A 17,096-nucleotide genomic window follows, 5' to 3' on the forward strand; every position below is an offset into this window, starting at 1 on the left:
GGCCGTGCACTCACCGTTAGCGCATGCACCTGCTGGAACACCCCAGGTTTCGTGCGCGTTACCTATACTTGGAGGTGCTCGCCAGCCGGACCCCCTTTTCCTCGACCTCGATTTGTAGGACTGTGACGGAGAAGCGGACCGGCGCCGATGACGTCCACGGCGCGCACTACCTCAACCGGTGCGGGTTACACGACGACCCTCACCACTTTCGACGAAGGGTCAGTTTTCACGTGGCAGCTCTGCAGTGGGATCCCATTGACAACAAGGCAGTAGACACGGTCCGCGTCCTCGCGGCCGACGCGGTGGAGAAGGTGGGGAACGGTCATCCCGGCACCGCGATGAGCCTGGCCCCCGCCGCGTACCTGCTCTTCCAGAAGGTGATGCGCCGCGACCCGCACGACCAGCACTGGCTCGGCCGCGACCGCTTCATCCTGTCCGCAGGCCACAGCTCGCTGACGCAGTACATCCAGCTGTACCTGGGCGGCTACGGCCTCGAGCTCGACGACCTCAAGGCGCTCCGCACCTGGGGCTCGCTCACCCCGGGCCACCCCGAGTACCGCCACACCGACGGCGTCGAGATCACCACCGGCCCGCTCGGCCAGGGCATCTCCTCCTCGGTCGGCTTCGCCTACGCGCAGCGCTTCGAGCGCGGCCTCTTCGACCCGGACGCCGCCGCGGGCACCAGCCCGTTCGACCACTTCGTCTACGTGATCGCCAGCGACGGCGACCTCGAGGAGGGCATCAGCTCCGAGGCGTCGAGCCTCGCCGGCCACCAGCAGCTCGGCAACCTGATCGCCATCTACGACGCCAACCAGATCTCGATCGAGGACGACACGAACATCGCGTTCACCGAGGACGTCAAGGCGCGCTATGAGGCCTACCACTGGCACGTCCAGGTCGTGGACTGGAAGAAGACCGGCGTCTACGAGGAGGACGTGCAGGAGCTGCACCAGGCCATCGTCAACGCCCAGGAGGTCACCGACAAGCCGTCGCTGATCGTCCTGAAGACGATCATCGGCTGGCCGGCCCCCAAGAAGCAGAACACGGGCAAGATCCACGGCTCGGCGCTCGGCGCCGACGAGCTGCGCGCCGTCAAGGAGGTGCTCGGCTTCGACCCCGACCAGACCTTCGAGGTCGCCGAGGACGTCATCGACCACACCCGCAAGGCCGTCGAGCGCGGCGCGCAGGAGCACGCCGAATGGCAGAAGGGCTTCGACGCCTGGGCCGCGGCCAACCCGGAGCGCAAGGAGCTCCTCGACCGCCTGCTCTCCGGCGACGTGCCCGCGGGCTTCGAGGAGGCCCTCCCGGTCTTCGAGGCGGGCAAGGACGTCTCGACCCGCGCCGCCAGCGGCAAGGTCATCAACGCGATCGCCGGCGTCATGCCCGAGCTGTGGGGCGGCTCGGCCGACCTCGCCGAGTCGAACAACACCACGATCGAGGGCGCCGCGTCGTTCGTGCCCACCGAGCACTCGACCCACGAGTGGACCGGCAACCCGTACGGCCGCGTGCTGCACTTCGGCATCCGCGAGCACGCGATGGCCGCGATCCTCAACGGCATCGTGCTGCACGGCCCGACCCGCCCGTTCGGCGGCACGTTCCTGATCTTCAGCGACTACCAGCGCCCGGCCATCCGCCTGGCCGCCCTGATGCAGGTGCCGTCGATCTTCGTCTGGACGCACGACTCCGTCGCCCTCGGTGAGGACGGCCCGACGCACCAGCCGATCGAGCAGCTCTCGACGCTCCGCGCCATCCCGCACCTGGACGTCGTCCGCCCGGGCGACGCCAACGAGGTCGCCTACGCCTGGAAGACCATCCTGGAGCGCCGCGGCGGCCCCGCCGGCATCGCGCTCACCCGCCAGAACATACCGGTGTTCGAGCGCGGCGAAGGCGAGGCCACCGGCGACACGCTCGCTTCGGCGGCCAACGTCGCCAAGGGCGCGTACATCCTGGCCGAGGCGCCGGGCGGCACCCCTGACGTGCTGTTCATCGCCACCGGATCCGAGGTCCAGATCGCGCTCGAGGCCCGCGAGGTGCTGCGCGGCGAGGGCATCAACGCCCGCGTCGTCTCCGCGCCGTGCCTCGAGTGGTTCCACGAGCAGGACGCCGCCTACCAGGAGAAGGTCCTCCCCGCCGGCCTCAAGGCCCGCGTCTCGATCGAGGCCGGCCTGGCGCTCGCCTGGGACAAGATCGTCGGCGACCACGGCCGCAGCGTCTCCATCGAGCACTTCGGCGCCTCGGCGGACTACAAGACGCTGTTCCGCGAGTTCGGCATGACCACCGAGCACGCCGTCGCCGCAGCCAAGGAATCGCTCGCGTCGCTCTGAGCGCGGGCACGGAAGAAGAGAAGAAGAAACCACGATGACCGACACCACTTCCACCACCGCCTCCCCCACGGCCGCGCTGTCCGCCGCCGGAGTCAGCATCTGGCTGGACGACCTGTCCCGTGAGCGGATCGCCACGGGCGGCCTCCAGAAGCTGATCGCCGAGCGCAACGTCGTCGGCGTGACCACCAACCCGACGATCTTCGCCACCGCCCTCTCCAAGGGCGAGGCCTACGACGCCCAGGTGAAGGAGCTCGCCGCCGCGGGCGCGAGCGTCGAGGACGCGATCTTCGAGATCACGACCGACGACGTCGCCGACGCCAGCGACATCTTCCATGCGGTCTACGAGGCCTCCGACGGCGTCGACGGCCGCGTCTCCATCGAGGTGGAGCCGGGCCTCGCGCATGACGCGCACGCCACCGTCGAGCAGGCCAAGAAGCTCGCCGCCAAGGTGAACAAGCCCAACGTGCTGATCAAGATCCCCGCGACGGTCGAGGGCTTGGAGGCCATCACCGAGACCATCGCGGCCGGCATCAGCGTCAACGTCACGCTGATCTTCAGCCTCGAGCGCTACCGCCAGGTCATCGACGCGTACCTGACCGGGCTCGAGAAGGCGAAGGCCGCCGGCATCGACCTCTCCGGCATCCAGTCGGTCGCGTCGTTCTTCGTGTCCCGCGTGGACACCGAGGTCGACAAGCGCCTGACCGCGATCGGCACCGACGAGGCCCACGCGCTCAAGAGCAAGGCCGGCATCGCGAACGCCCGCCTCGCCTACGAGCTCTACGAGCAGGAGTTCGCCACCGACCGCGCCAAGGCCCTGGTCGCGGCCGGCGCGAACGAGCAGCGCCCGCTCTGGGCCTCCACCGGCGTGAAGGACCCGAGCCTGCCCGACACCCTCTACGTCACCGAGCTGGTCGCGCCGAACACGGTCAACACCATGCCGGAGAAGACCCTGGAGGCCACCTTCGACCACGGCGAGATCGCCGGCGACACCGTCACCGGCAACTACGCCGACGCGAAGGGCGTCCTTGACGCACTCGCCGGCCTCGGCGTCGACTACGACGACGTGACCGCCACCCTCGAGCGCGAGGGCGTCGACAAGTTCAACGTGTCGTGGGGCGAGCTCGTGGAGACCGTCAGCAACGCGCTGGAGGCCGCCAAGTGACCTTCCGCATCCATGTCACCGGCGCGGCGGCCCAGGCCGTCGCGTCGGTGGTGCCGCAGCTCGTCGCCGACCGCGTCGGCTCCGGCATCACCGCGCAGGACCCGGCTCTCTGGGGCCCGGCCGCCGAGCCGGAGGCCGCCAAGCGACTCGGCTGGACCGAGGCCGTCGCGATCTCCCGCCCGCTGGTCGCCGAGATCGTCGCACTGCGCGAGCAGCTGCACGCCAAGGGCGTCAACCACATCGTCCTCGGCGGCATGGGCGGCTCCTCGCTCGCTCCCGAGGTCATCACGCGCACCGCGGAGGCCGAGCTCACGGTCCTCGACTCGACCGACCCCGGCCAGGTGCTCTCGGCGCTGCACGACCGCCTGCAGGCGACCGCCGTCGTCATCTCCTCCAAGTCGGGCTCGACCCTGGAGACCGACAGCCAGAAGCGCATCTACGAGAAGTGGTTCCGCGACGCCGGCATCGACCCGGTCGAGCGCATCGTCATCGTCACCGACCCTGGCTCGCCGCTCGACCAGTCGGCGCGCGAGGCGGGCTACCGCGTCTTCAACGCCGACCCCAACGTGGGAGGACGCTACTCCGCGCTCACCGCGTTCGGGCTGGTCCCGTCCGGCCTCGCCGGCGTGGACATCTCGGAGCTCCTCGACGAGGCGGAGGCGACGCTCATCGAGCTCGCCGTCGACAACGACGCGAACCCCGGCCTCGTGCTGGGCGCCGCGATCGCCGGCACCAACCCGCTCAAGGACAAGCTGGGCATCGTCTCGGACGGCACCCACATCGTCGGGTTCGCCGACTGGGCCGAGCAGCTGATCGCGGAGTCCACCGGCAAGGAGGGCACCGGCCTTCTCCCCGTCGTGCTCGACACGCTCTCCCCCGAGCTGTCGTCGAAGCCCGCCGACCTCCAGGTCGTCCGGCTCGTCGCCAACGCGGAGGCCCACCACCTGTTCCCGGCCGACCGCCACGAGGGCGAGATCCTCGTCTCCGGCAGCCTGGGCGCGCAGCTCATCGTCTGGGAGTACGCCACCGCGGTCGCCGGCCGCCTGCTCGGCATCAACCCGTTCGACCAGCCCGACGTGGAGGCCGCCAAGGTCGCCGCCCGCGCCCTGCTCGAGAACCGTCCGGAGCCTGTCGCGCCCGCGTTCACCGCTGGCGGCGTCGAGGTGCGCACCACCGGGTCGTTCCTCGGCGACGCGTCGACGCTCGATGGCGCAGTCGACGCCCTGCTGGCGCAGCTCGGACCGGACGGCTACGTCTCCGTGCAGGCCTACGTCGACCGGCTCGCGCTGCCGCAGCTCGCGGGCATCCGCGACCTGCTCGCCGCCAAGGCCGGGCGCCCCGTCACCTTCGGCTGGGGCCCGCGCTTCCTGCATTCGACCGGCCAGTTCCACAAGGGCGGCCCCGCCGTCGGCGTGTTCCTGCAGATCACCGCGGCGGCTCCGGAGGACCTCGAGATCCCGGACCGTCCGTTCACCTTCGGCCAGCTCATCCAGGCTCAGGCCGCCGGCGACGCCAGCGTGCTCGGCGAGCACGGCCGTCCCGTGCTGACCCTGACCCTCACGAACCCCGAGGCCGACGTCGTCTCGCTGTTCGAGGCCGTCAACTAGAGGAGCCAGATGTCACCGGTGGAAGTCACCCCGGAGTTCAATCCCCTGCGGTTGCCCTCCGACCGTCGTCTCAACCGCATCGCCGGCCCGAGCAGCCTCATCATCTTCGGAGTGACGGGAGACCTCTCCCGCAAGAAGCTGATGCCGGCCGTCTACGACCTGGCGAACCGCGGCCTGCTGCCGCCCGGATTCTCGCTCGTCGGGTTCGCCCGGCGCGACTGGGAGGACCAGGACTTCGAGAAGGTCGTCTACGACGCGGTCAAGCAGTACGCGCGCACCCCGTTCGAGGACGACGTCTGGAAGCAGCTCGCCCAGGGCATCCGCTTCGTCTCCGGCGAGTTCGACGACGAGGCGGCGTTCCTGCGCCTCAAGGACACCGTCCAGAAGCTGGACGTCGAGCGCGGCACGATGGGGAACCACGCGTTCTACCTGTCGATCCCGCCGAAGGCGTTCCCGCTGGTCACGGAGCAGCTCAAGAAGTCCGGGCTGGCCGACCAGTCCGGGACCGGCTGGCGTCGCGTGGTCATCGAGAAGCCGTTCGGCAGCGACCTGAAGACCGCGCGCGAGCTCAACCAGGTCGTCGAGTCGGTCTTCCCGCCCGACTCGGTGTTCCGCATCGACCACTACCTCGGCAAGGAGACGGTCCAGAACATCCTGGCGCTGCGCTTCGCCAACGAGCTGTACGAGCCGATCTGGAACGCCAACTACGTCGACCACGTGCAGATCACGATGGCCGAGGACATCGGCGTGGGCGGCCGGGCCGGCTACTACGACGGCATCGGCGCGGCCCGCGACGTCATCCAGAACCACCTCCTGCAGCTCCTCGCCCTCACGGCGATGGAGGAGCCGATCTCGTTCGACGCCGCCGACCTGCGCGCCGAGAAGGAGAAGGTGCTCGCGGCCGTCCGGCTGCCGAAGGACCTGGCCAAGTCGACCGCGCGCGGACAGTACTCGAGCGGCTGGCAGGGCGGCGAGAAGGTCGTCGGCTTCCTGGAGGAGGACGGGATGAACCCCGAGTCCACCACGGAGACCTACGCCGCGATCAAGCTGGAGATCGGCACCCGGCGCTGGGCCGGCGTCCCGTTCTACCTGCGCGCGGGCAAGCGCCTGGGCCGCAGGGTCACGGAGATCGCGGTCGTGTTCAAGCGCGCGCCGCAGCAGCTCTTCGCGGAGTCGCAGACCAGCGCGCTCGGTCAGAACGCGCTCGTGATCCGGGTCCAGCCCGACGAGGGCGTGACGATCCGTTTCGGCTCCAAGGTGCCGGGCGCCGGCATGCAGGTGCGCGACGTCAGCATGGACTTCGGCTACGGCCACGCCTTCACCGAGGCAAGCCCGGAGGCCTACGAGCGACTCATCCTCGACGTCCTGCTGGGCGACCCGCCGCTGTTCCCGCGGCACGAGGAGGTCGAGCTGTCCTGGAAGATCCTCGACCCGATCGAGGAGTTCTGGACCACGCAGGGCCAGCCCGAGCAGTACCGCCCCGGAACCTGGGGCCCCACTTCCGCCGACGAGCTCCTCGCCCGCGACGGCCGCGTCTGGAGGCGTCCATGATCGTCGATCTGCCCGACACCACGACGAGCAACATCTCGAAAGCGCTCGTCAAGATCCGCGAGGAGGGCGGCGCCGTCGCCCTCGGCCGCGTGCTCACCCTGGTGATCGCGACCCACCTCGGCCAGGAGGAGGAGGCCATCGAGGCCGCGAACGACGCCTCCCGCGAGCACCCGATGCGCGTCATCGTGGTCTCCACCGAGGAGGAGCGCAGCCACACGGACTCGGGGCGCCTCGACGCCCAGATCCGCGTCGGCGGCGACGCGGGCGCGAGCGAGGTCATCGTCCTCCGCGCCTACGGCGAGACCGCGAGCGATGAGGAGGGGCTGGTCACCGGCCTCCTGCTGCCGGACGCGCCCGTCGTGGTCTGGTGGCCCGGCATCGCTCCGGCGAAGGCCTCCACCTCCCCGCTCGGCCGCATCGCCACGATCCGCATCACCGACGCGTCGGCCCAGCCGAACCCGCAGGAGGCGCTCTTCCACCTGGCCGAGACGTATGCCCCCGGCGACACCGACTTCGCCTGGACGCGACTGACCCTGTGGCGCGCGCAGCTCGCCGCCGTGCTCGACCAGCCGCCGTACGAGCCGATCACCTCGGTGGAGGTCGCCGGCGCCGCCAACTCGCCCTCCACCCTGCTGCTCGCCGCCTGGCTGCGCCTGCAGCTCCAGGTTCCGGTGCAGTACGACCTCGCGTCGCGCGCGATCGGCTCGGGCGGCATCCACGGCGTCTCGATGGAGCGGGCGTCCGGCACGATCGAGCTCGAGCGCGAGATCCCGAACGTCGCGCGGCTGTCCCAGCCGGGACAGCCGACGCACGATCTGTCGCTGCCGCGCCGCAGCCTCCGCGACTGCCTCGCCGAAGAACTGCGTAGGCTGGACCCGGACGACCTGTACGGCGAGGTCATCACGAAGGGTCTCGGGCTGCTCGAGGCCTCCGATCAAGGAGTGGGCGCGACAGCATGACGAACGAACGGCGGGTGCTTGTCCACCCCGACAAGGAAGCACTCGCCGCGTCGGTGGCCGCGCGCTTCCTCACCAAGACGATCGACATCCTCGACGACCTGGGCGCGGCCAACATCGCGCTGACGGGCGGCACGATGGGCAACGCCGTGCTGGAGGCCGTCAACTCCTCCCCCGCGCGCGACACCATCGACTGGTCGAAGGTGCACTTCTGGTGGGGTGACGAGCGGTTCGTGGAGAAGTCGAGCGAGGATCGCAACGAGCGCCAGGCGCGCGAGGCGCTCCTCGACCACCTCCCGGTCCCGCCGGAGAACGTCCACCCGTTCCCGGCATCCGACGAGATCGCCGACATCGACGAGGCGGCGCGCCTCTACGCCGCGGAGCTCGAGGCGTTCGCCCCGGAGGGCCAGAGCTTCCCGAAGTTCGACATCACCTTCCTCGGCGTCGGCCCCGACGGGCACATCGCGTCGCTGTTCCCCGATCGCGCCGGCATCCGGGAGACGGAGGCCACCGTGATCGCCGAGCGCGAGTCGCCCAAGCCGCCGCCGCAGCGCCTCAGCCTCACCCGCCCGGTGCTCAACGCGTCCGACCGGATCTGGCTGGTGCTCTCCGGCACCGACAAGGCGAGCGCCCTGGGCCTCGCGCTGGCCGGTGCGAGCTATACAGAGGTCCCGGTCGCCGGCGCCAAGGGCCGCAAGCGCACCGTGTTCTTCGTGGACAAGGACGCGGCAGTCGACGTTCCGGAGAACCTCATTGCACCCAGCTACTGAGCGCAAACCCACGCAACGAAGAAGCCCCGCCGGTCATCGACCGGCGGGGCTTCTTCGTACGCTCTAGTTGCTCGTGGGCTTGCCGCGGCGGGCGCGGAGCTGGTTGAGGGCGTCTTCGAGCAGCTGCTCCGCCTCCTCCTCCGAGCGGCGCTCCTTCACGTAGGCCAGGTGCGTCTTGTAGGGCTCGGCCTTCGCGACCGACGGCGGGTTCTCCTTGTCGCGCCCGGCCGGGAGGCCGGTGGACGGCGAGTCGATCACATCGGGGATCTCCTCGTCGGGGAGGTTCGCCGCGAAATAGCGGACCGTCTCATTGCCGACGGCGTCCCAGTACGAGACCGCCACGCGCTCGGCGTGGAAACCCCGGTCCTGCTCCCCCATCGGGCCGGCGCCGACGCGCGAGCCGCGGATTGCGCTTCCTCCGGATGCCATGATTCTCCTCTGGTGAAGGGGCGCCGGTCAGGCGCTGAACTTGGTGATGAGCCCGAGGACGACGATGCAGGTGATCCAGATGAGCCCGAGAATGACGGTGATCCTGTTGAGGTTGCGCTCCGCGACGCCGGACGCACCCAGGTTGGAGGTGACGCCGCCGCCGAACATGTCGGAGAGGCCGCCGCCCCGACCCTTGTGCAACAGGATGAGGAGGGTCAGCAGGAGGCTGGTGATCCCCAGCAGGACCTGGAGGATGACCGTGAGAATCTGCACGCTTGACCTTTCGATGCGACCGGGCCTGCGCCCGACAAAACCAACAGCCAGTATAACCGCCGGAAGGCGCGGCAGCTCACCCGACGTGCGGGGAGCCGCCGCGCGCTCTCAGAGTCCGACGTGCTTCTGGTAGCGGATGATGGCCGAGAACTCCGCCACGTCGAGGCTCGCGCCGCCGACGAGCGCGCCGTCGACGTTCGGCTCGCGCATGAAACCGGCGATGTTGCCCGACTTGACCGAGCCGCCGTAGAGGATGCGGGTCTTCGCCGCGACGTCCTCGCCGAGAAGCTCCACGATGACCGCGCGCAGTGCCGCTGCGACCTGCTCGGCCTGCTCCGGCGTCGCCGCCTGCCCGGACCCGATGGCCCAGACCGGCTCGTACGCCACGACGAAGTCGGCGGCCGAGTCGACGGACGCCAGGGCGGCGCGCAGCTGCGCGACCGGGACGGCGCTCGCACCGTGCTCCTCCAGGTCCTCCGCCGTCTCGCCGACGCAGATGATCGGTGCGATGTTGTTCTTGACCGCCTGCGCGACCTTGGCCGCGACCTGCTCGTCGGTCTCATTGTGCAGCGTCCGCCGCTCCGAGTGACCGATGATCACGTAGCGCGACTCGAGCGCCGCGAGGAACGACGCGGCGATCTCGCCGGTGTATGCGCCGGAGTCGTGCTCGGACACGTCCTGGCCGCCGAAGGCGATCGGGAGCTTGTCGGCCGAGATGAGCGTCTGCACGCTGCGCAGGTCGGTGAAGGGCGGGAAGACGGCGACCTCTACGGCCGAGTAGTCGTGCCCGGCGTCCTTCAGCGTCCACGCCAGCTTCTGGACGACCGCGATCGCCTGCAGGTGGTCGAGGTTCATCTTCCAGTTGCCCGCGATCAGCGGGACGCGCCGCACGGAACCGTTCACTGCTGCCATCCCAGGACCTCCAGACCCGGCAGGTGCTTGCCCTCGAGGAACTCGAGGCTCGCGCCGCCACCGGTAGAAATGTGACCGAACTGATCGTCGGCGAAGCCGAGCGCGCGCACCGCGGCCGCGGAGTCGCCGCCGCCTACCACGGCGAGGCCGTCGACCTCGGTCAGCGCCTGCGCGATCGCCTTCGTCCCCGCCGCGAACGGCGCCAGCTCGAAGACGCCCATCGGGCCGTTCCAGAACACCGTGCGGGCGCCGCGGATGTACTCCGAGAACAGCTCGCCGGTCTCCGGGCCGATGTCGAGGCCGAGCCCGGAGGCGCCCCAGTCGGTGTCCTCGATGCCGTCGATCGGGCGCACGATGTGCTCCGCGTCCGCACCGAACTTCGAGGCCACGACGACGTCGCGCGGCAGGACGATCTGGACACCGAGCTCCTCGGCCTTGGCCAGGTAGCCCTTCACCGTGTCGATCTGGTCGGCCTCCAGCAGGCTCGAGCCGACCGGGTGGCCGAGCGCGGCGAGGAAGGTGAACAGCATGCCGCCGCCGATGAGCAGTGAGTCCACTCGCGGGAGCAGGTGCCCGATCACGCCGAGCTTGTCCGACACCTTGGAGCCGCCGAGCACGACCGCGTAGGGGCGCTCGGGGTTCTCGGTGAGCCGGTCGAGCACGTCGAGCTCGGTCGCGATGAGCGTGCCGGCGGCGCTCGGGAGCGCCTTCGCGAGCTCGTACACGCTGGCCTGCTTGCGGTGGACCACACCGAAGCCGTCCGACACGAACGCGTCGCCGAACGCGGCGAGCTTGGCGGCGAACGCCGTGCGCTCCGCCTCGTCCTTGGCGGTCTCCCCCGGGTTGAACCGGAGGTTCTCCAGCAGGGCGACATCGCCGTCCTGCAGGCCGGCGACGGCGGACTCGGCGCCCGCCCCCACGGTGTCCCGCGCGAACGTCACCGGCGTGCCCAGCAGCTCCGAGAGCCGCTGGGCGACCGGCGCCAGGCTGTACTTCGAGTCGGGCGCGCCCTCCGGGCGGCCCAGGTGGGAGATCACGACCACCTTGGCGCCCTGATTGATCAGGGCGTCGAGGGTGGGAATCGACGCTCGCACGCGGCCGTCGTCCGTGATCTTCCCGTCCTGCAGAGGGACGTTCAGATCACAGCGGACGACGACGCGTTTTCCCGCGAGCGAACCGAGTGAGTCGAGAGTGCGGAGCGTCACGTCGGTTCCCGGCGCTCAGAGACGCTCGGCGACGTACTCGGTCAGGTCGACCAGACGGTTGGAGTAGCCCCACTCGTTGTCGTACCAGCTCGAGAGCTTGACCTGGTCGCCGATGACGCGCAGCAGACCGGAGTCGAAGATCGACGAGTGCGGGTCGGACACGATGTCGGAGGAGACGATCTCGTCCTCGGTGTACTTGAGGATGCCCTTGAGCGGCCCCTCGGCGGCCTTCTTGTACGCGGCCTTGACCTCGTCGATGGTGACGGGGCGCGAGGCGGTGACCGTGAGGTCGGTGATCGAGCCGGTGGGCACCGGGACGCGCAGCGCGAAGCCGTCGAGCTTGCCCTTCAGCTCCGGGAGGACCAGGCCGATCGCCTTGGCGGCGCCCGTGGAGGTCGGGACGATGTTGATCGCGGCGGCGCGGGCGCGACGGAGGTCGCTGTGCGGGCCGTCCTGCAGGTTCTGGTCGGCCGTGTAGGCGTGGACCGTGGTCATCAGGCCGCGCTCGATGCCGAACTCGTCGTTGAAGACCTTGGCCAGCGGCGCGAGGCAGTTGGTGGTGCACGACGCGTTGGAGATGATGTGGTGGTTCTCCGGGTCGTACAGGTGCTCGTTGACGCCGATGACGAACGTGGCGTCCTCGTCCGTGGCCGGAGCGGAGATGATGACCTTCTTGGCGCCCGCCTCGATGTGCTTCTTGGCGTCGGCGGCCTTGGTGAAGCGGCCGGTCGACTCGATGACGATGTCGACGCCCAGCTCGCCCCAGGGCAGGTTGGCCGGGTCGCGCTCCTCGAGGACCTTGATCGGCTTGCCGTTGACGACGATGCTGTCGCCCTCCAGCTCCACGGTCGCGTCGAGGCGGCCCGTGATGGAGTCGTACTTGAGCAGGTGCGCGAGCGTCTTGTTGTCGGTGAGGTCGTTCACCGCGACGATCTCGAGGTCGCTGCCCTTGGCGAGGGCCGCGCGCAGGTAGTTGCGACCAATGCGACCGAATCCGTTGATTCCGATCTTTACGGACACAGGTGTCTCCCGTTGCTTGCTGGGGCGCCGCGAAGCGCCATGTGGGTGTTTTCAGCGGACGGCGGCGTCCCGGGACGGCTCCCGTCCCGGGACGCCGTACCCGCTACGACAGTAGCAGCAGACCCGAAGTCTTCTCGCGCGCCGTGGTGAACCGGTCGTTGACGTCCGCCCAGTTGGTGATGTTCCAGAACGCCTTGACGTAATCCGCCTTCACATTCACGTAATCGAGGTAGAACGCGTGCTCCCACATGTCGAGGAGCAGCAGCGGGACGGTGGCCGCGGCGAGGTTGCCCTGGTGGTCGTAGAGCTGCTCGATGATCAGCTTCTGGCCGAGCGAGTCCCACGCGAGGATCGACCAGCCGGAGCCCTGGATCCCGAGCGCCGACGCCGTGAAGTGGGCGCGGAACTTGTCGAACGAGCCGAAGAACTCGTCGACGGCCGCGGCGAGCTCGCCGGTCGGCTTGTCGCCGCCGTCCGGAGACAGGTTGTTCCAGAACACGGTGTGGTTGACGTGGCCGGCGAGGTTGAACGCCAGGTCCTTCTGGAGCTTGTTGACGTAGGTCAGGTCGTCGGCGTCGCGCGCCTCGGCCAGCTTGGCGAGGGCGGTGTTGGCGCCGTCGACATAGGCCTTGTGGTGCTTGTCGTGGTGCAGCTCCATGATCCGGCCGCTGATGTTCGGCTCCAGGGCCGAGTAGTCGTACGGAAGGTCGGCGAGCGTGTAGTCAGCCATTACTCATCTCCACAGTTGTTCTTCTTCGAGACCCTGATTCGGGCGACTTCTCCAGTCTAGTGAGGGCAACCCGGCCGGCTTCGGGTTCCTTCCCCGGCCGTGCGCCCAACCCGGAAACTACACCTCATCCAGGTCGGCCGGGAGGTTCGCGTCGGTGCCGGGGATGTCCAGCTCGGAGGCCTTCTTGTCGGCCATCGCCAGGAGGCGGCGGATGCGGCCGGCGACCGCGTCCTTCGTCATGGGCGGGTCGGCGTGGTGGCCGAGCTCGTCCAGGCTCGCGTCGCGGTGCGCCAGACGCAGCGCTCCGGCGTAGCGCAGGTGCTCCGGCACGTCCGGTCCGAGGATCTCGAGGGCGCGCTCGACGCGGGAGCAGGCGGCGACGGCGGCCTGCGCGGAGCGGCGCAGGTTGGCGTCGTCGAAGTTGACCAGCCGGTTCGCCGTCGCGCGCACCTCGCGGCGCTGGCGCAGCTCCTCCCAGTTGGCGACGGTGTCGGTCGCGCCCATCTGCACGAGCATGGCGCTGATCGCCTCGCCGTCGCGGATGACCACGCGGTGCACGCCGCGCACCTCGCGCGCCTTGGCGGACACGCCCAGCCGGCCCGCGGCGCCGACGAGGGCCATCGCGGCCTCGTTGCCGGGGCAGGTGACCTCCAGCGCCGCGGAGCGACCCGGGTCGGTCAGTGAGCCGTGCGCGAGGAACGCGCCGCGCCAGACGGCGGCCAGCTCCTCGCGGGAGCCGGTGGTGAGCCGGTTCGGGAGGCCGCGGATGGGGCGGCGGCGGGCGTCCAGGAGGCCGGTCTGGCGGGCGAGCGTCTCGCCGCCCTCCAGCACCCGGACCAGGTACTGGCTGCTGCGACGGACGCCGGACGCGGAGATGACGGACACGTCGCTGCGGACGCCGTAGAGCTCGGCCAGGTCTTTGCGGACGCGGCGCGCGAGCTCGGGCGTGTCCAGCTCGCTCTCGACCGCGATCCTCCCGCCGATCAGATGCAGGCCGCCCGAGAACCGCAGGATGGTCGCGAGCTCCGCAGCTCGGACGGTCGTCTTGCTGGCTTCGACCTTCGTGAGTTCGTCTTTGACGTCGGCGGTGAGGGCCAATCGGATTCCTAACTGTGAAAGACGGCGCGGGTCACGCCGTGAAGTGAGCGGCCGGCGTCATTCACGGCCGAGGTCGCGGTGCTTGGTGTTGACCGCGACGCCGGGGAAGCCCCTCAACCGGGCCGCGAGCTCTTCGGCTATCGCGACGGACCGGTGCTTCCCTCCCGTGCAGCCTATCGCGATCATCGCGTGCCGCTTGTTCTCGCGCTGGTAGCCGGCGAAGATCGGGCGCATCGCGGCCACGTAGCCGGCGATGAACTCCTCGGCGCCGTCCTGTTCGAGCACGTACTCGCGCACGACCTCGTCGAGCCCGGTGTGCGGGCGCAGCTCGGGGTTCCAGAACGGGTTGGGGAGGAACCGCGCGTCGGCGACCAGGTCGGCGTCCGGCGGGAGGCCGTACTTGAAGCCGAAGGACATCACGGTCACCTGCACGCCGGCGGTGTCCTCCGCCGCGAACGTCTCGGTGATGTTGGTGGCGAGCTGGTGGATGTTCAGATCCGTGGTGTCCACGATGATGTCGCTCGCCTCGCGGATCTCGCGCAGCCGCGCGCGCTCGGCGTCGATCCCGTCGAGGATGGTGCCGTTGCCCTGCAGCGGGTGCGGCCGGCGCACCTGCTCGAAGCGCCGCACCAGGACGGCGTCGGAGGCCTCCAGGAAGAGCACGCGCACCTTGGTGCCCTCGCGCAGGCTCTGGATCATCGACTGCAGGTCTTCGAAGAAGTTGCGCCCGCGCACGTCGACGACCGCGGCGATCCGCGGCAGCCCGGACTCGGCCCGGTTCGCCAGTTCGATCAACGGCCGCAGCATCTGCGGCGGCAGGTTGTCGACCACGTACCAGTCGAGGTCTTCGAGGGCGTTGGCGACCGTCGACCGGCCCGCGCCCGACATCCCTGTCACGATCAGCACTTCTTGCTGCTCGGCGTTCGTGTCGATGTCGGTCGCCACGTGCTCTCCTTCTCTGAACGAGTGCGACCAGCCTACCGACTGGCGGGCCGGGCCGAGACGGTTTCCCGGCGGGATGCGCGTCTGCGCGGGTGGTTCAGCCCGCGGCGAGGCGCTCGTGGACGGCGGCGGCGATGGTCGGGCCGACCCCGCGCACCTCCGCGATCTGCTCGGGCGTCGCCTGGCGCAGCTGCGCGACGGAGCCGAAATGCTTGAGCAGCTCCTTCACGCGGGCGGGGCCGAGGCCGGGGATCTCACCGAGCACGGTCGAGATGTCGCGCTTGCGCCGCGCCCGCTGGTAGGTGATCGCGAACCGGTGCGCCTCGTCGCGGATGCGCTGCACCAGGAACAGCGCGTCGCTGTTGCGGGGCAGGATCACCGGGAAGTCGGAGCCGGGCAGCCAGAGCTCCTCCAGCCGCTTGGCGATCCCGGCGAGCTGGATGCCGGTGACGCCGGACTCGTCCAGCGCCCGCTGCGCGGCGGCGACCTGCGGCTGGCCGCCGTCGACGATGAGCAGGTTCGGCGGGTACGAGAACTTGCGCCGGCGACGCTCCGCGGCCTCCGCGATCTCGGCGTCGACGTCGATCTCGGGATCGTCGCCGTCGCGCCCGGCGGTGAGGTCCTGGTCGGCGGCGTCCTGCTCCGCGGCGTCCTGCTGCTCCGCGTCCTCGTCTGCGCCCGCGTCGTCCCTCAGGTACGCCAGCCGGCGCGAGATGACCTGGTAGATCGACTCGGTGTCGTCGGTCGACTCCGGGATGCTGAAGCGGCGGTACTGGTCTTTGCGGGGCAGCCCGTCCTCGAAGACGACCATCGAGGCGACGATGTTGGTGCCGCTCAGGTGCGACACGTCGAAGCATTCCATCCGGAGCGGCGCGTCGGTCATGCCGAGCGCGTCCTGGATGTCGTTGAGCGCCTTCGAGCGCGCCACGAAGTCGGAGCTGCGCCGGGTCTTGTAGAGGATGAGCGCGTTCTTCGCGTTCATCTCGGCCGTCTGAGCCAGCGCCGCCTTGTCGCCGCGCTGGGCGACGCGCAGCTCCACCCGGCCGGTCGATTTCGGGCCGCGGCGCACGGGGCCGGCCTCGTCGGCCTCCACCCGGCGCGCCATCAGCCACTGCTCCAGCTCGGTGGCGTCCTCCGGAAGCTCCGGCACGATGATCTCGCGCGGCGGCGCGTCCGCGCCGTCGTAGGCGTTCTGCAGCACCGTCTCCACCAGCTCGCCGAGCGAGATGTCGAGCTCCTTGTCGACCACCCACGAGCGGACACCGCGGATGCGCCCGCCGCGGACGATGAACTGCTGCACCGCGGCCGCGAGCTCGTCCTGGGCGATGCCGAAGGCGTCGAGGTCGACGTTGTCCTGCAGCACGACGGCGCTCTTGCCCATGGCCGCCTCGAGCGCGCCGATGGCGTCGCGGTGCCGCGCCGCGGCCTCGTAGTCGAGGGTGCTCGCCGCCTGCTTCATCCGCTCCGTCAGGTCGCGGATGTACTTGGTGTCGTTGCCCGCCATGAAGGACACGAAGTCCTCGGCGAGGCCGCGGTGGTCCTCCGGACTGATCCGGCCGACGCAGGGCGCTGCGCACTTGCCGATATCGCCGAGCAGGCAGGGCCTCCCGGTCAGCTCGGCGCGCCGGTAGACGCCGTCGGAGCAGCTGCGCACAGGGAAGGCCTTCAGCATCAGGTCGACCGTGTCGCGGATCGCCCAGACCTTCGTGTACGGGCCGAAGTAGCGCGCGTCCTTGAGGTTGCGGTTGCGGGTCACCATCACGCGCGGCACGCGCTCCCCGAGCGTCACCGCGAGGTACGGGTACGACTTGTCGTCCCGGAACTGCACGTTGAACGGCGGGTTGAACTCCTTGATCCAGGTGTACTCGAGCTGCAACGCCTCGAACTCGCTGGCGACGACCGTCCACTCGACGCTCGACGCCGTCGTCACCATCCGGCGGGTGCGCTCGTGGAGGCTGCGGAGGGGCTGGAAGTAGTTGCTCAGCCGCGCCCGCAGGTTCTTCGCCTTGCCGACGTAGAGCACCCTCCGGTTCTTGTCGCGGAACCGGTAGACGCCCGGCTGCGTGGGGATCTCGCCGGCCTTGGGGCGGTAGCCGACCGTGTCCGTACTCTGCACA

The 17,096-nt window shown here is 69.9% G+C and carries 15 protein-coding genes; 6 read left to right on the forward strand and 9 right to left on the reverse strand.

Going from position 1 to position 17,096, the window contains the following annotated elements; translation table 11 throughout:
* Positions 1-230 precede the first annotated feature (230 nt).
* From tkt to pgl, 6 genes are read left to right on the forward strand one after another with little or no spacing between them, the layout of a single operon-like run.
* Positions 231-2,324: a transketolase gene (gene tkt / locus AC3A3H_RS14820; RefSeq protein ID WP_487615310.1), complete on the forward strand. Its 2,094-nt coding sequence runs from the start codon at positions 231-233 to the stop codon at positions 2,322-2,324.
* A 34-nt stretch (positions 2,325-2,358) separates the two neighbouring features.
* Positions 2,359-3,486, forward strand: a complete 1,128-nt coding sequence (gene tal / locus AC3A3H_RS14825; RefSeq protein WP_487615311.1) for a transaldolase — start codon at positions 2,359-2,361, stop codon at positions 3,484-3,486.
* Positions 3,483-5,093 (forward strand): glucose-6-phosphate isomerase, encoded by a 1,611-nt coding sequence (locus AC3A3H_RS14830; RefSeq protein ID WP_487615312.1) that lies wholly within the window; start codon positions 3,483-3,485, stop codon positions 5,091-5,093. The genes tal and AC3A3H_RS14830 overlap by 4 nt, the downstream gene beginning before the upstream one ends.
* Positions 5,094-5,102: 9 nt before the next feature.
* Entirely contained in the window at positions 5,103-6,644 is a 1,542-nt protein-coding gene (gene zwf, locus AC3A3H_RS14835; protein ID WP_487615313.1) for a glucose-6-phosphate dehydrogenase, read from the forward strand.
* Complete coding sequence (locus tag AC3A3H_RS14840; protein ID WP_487615314.1) at positions 6,641-7,603, forward strand: glucose-6-phosphate dehydrogenase assembly protein OpcA; 963 nt, start codon at positions 6,641-6,643, stop codon at positions 7,601-7,603. Before zwf ends, AC3A3H_RS14840 begins: the two co-directional genes overlap by 4 nt.
* Positions 7,600-8,370, forward strand: a complete 771-nt coding sequence (pgl, locus tag AC3A3H_RS14845; RefSeq protein ID WP_487615315.1) for a 6-phosphogluconolactonase — start codon at positions 7,600-7,602, stop codon at positions 8,368-8,370. Before AC3A3H_RS14840 ends, pgl begins: the two co-directional genes overlap by 4 nt.
* A gap of 63 nt (positions 8,371-8,433) precedes the next feature.
* On the opposite strand, the gene AC3A3H_RS14850 is transcribed toward pgl, so the two are convergent.
* From AC3A3H_RS14850 to uvrC, 9 genes are all read right to left on the reverse strand, one after another.
* On the reverse strand, positions 8,434-8,799 hold the full coding sequence (locus tag AC3A3H_RS14850; protein WP_487615316.1) for an RNA polymerase-binding protein RbpA: 366 nt from the start codon (positions 8,797-8,799) through the stop codon (positions 8,434-8,436).
* Positions 8,800-8,826: 27 nt separating this feature from the next.
* On the reverse strand, positions 8,827-9,072 hold the full coding sequence (gene secG / locus AC3A3H_RS14855; RefSeq protein WP_179605831.1) for a preprotein translocase subunit SecG: 246 nt from the start codon (positions 9,070-9,072) through the stop codon (positions 8,827-8,829).
* Positions 9,073-9,180: 108 nt separating this feature from the next.
* Complete coding sequence (gene tpiA / locus AC3A3H_RS14860; protein ID WP_487615317.1) at positions 9,181-9,984, reverse strand: triose-phosphate isomerase; 804 nt, start codon at positions 9,982-9,984, stop codon at positions 9,181-9,183.
* Positions 9,972-11,189: a phosphoglycerate kinase gene (locus tag AC3A3H_RS14865; RefSeq protein WP_487615318.1), complete on the reverse strand. Its 1,218-nt coding sequence runs from the start codon at positions 11,187-11,189 to the stop codon at positions 9,972-9,974. The genes tpiA and AC3A3H_RS14865 overlap by 13 nt, the downstream gene beginning before the upstream one ends.
* Before the next feature lie 15 nt (positions 11,190-11,204).
* The gene (gap, locus tag AC3A3H_RS14870; protein WP_487615319.1) at positions 11,205-12,209 is read right to left on the reverse strand and encodes a type I glyceraldehyde-3-phosphate dehydrogenase; all 1,005 of its coding nucleotides are present in this window, start codon (positions 12,207-12,209) and stop codon (positions 11,205-11,207) included.
* Between the two features lie 103 nt (positions 12,210-12,312).
* Positions 12,313-12,939, reverse strand: coding sequence for a superoxide dismutase (locus tag AC3A3H_RS14875; protein ID WP_487615320.1), 627 nt, complete (start codon positions 12,937-12,939; stop codon positions 12,313-12,315).
* A 117-nt stretch (positions 12,940-13,056) separates the two neighbouring features.
* Positions 13,057-14,037, reverse strand: coding sequence for a DNA-binding protein WhiA (whiA, locus tag AC3A3H_RS14880; protein WP_487615321.1), 981 nt, complete (start codon positions 14,035-14,037; stop codon positions 13,057-13,059).
* Between the two features lie 57 nt (positions 14,038-14,094).
* Positions 14,095-14,982 (reverse strand): RNase adapter RapZ, encoded by an 888-nt coding sequence (gene rapZ, locus AC3A3H_RS14885; protein WP_487615322.1) that lies wholly within the window; start codon positions 14,980-14,982, stop codon positions 14,095-14,097.
* 94 nt (positions 14,983-15,076) lie between these two features.
* Positions 15,077-17,095 (reverse strand): excinuclease ABC subunit UvrC, encoded by a 2,019-nt coding sequence (gene uvrC / locus AC3A3H_RS14890; protein ID WP_487615323.1) that lies wholly within the window; start codon positions 17,093-17,095, stop codon positions 15,077-15,079.
* Position 17,096 lies beyond the last annotated feature (1 nt).

This window comes from Leifsonia sp. Soil_N53 (assembly GCF_057655165.1).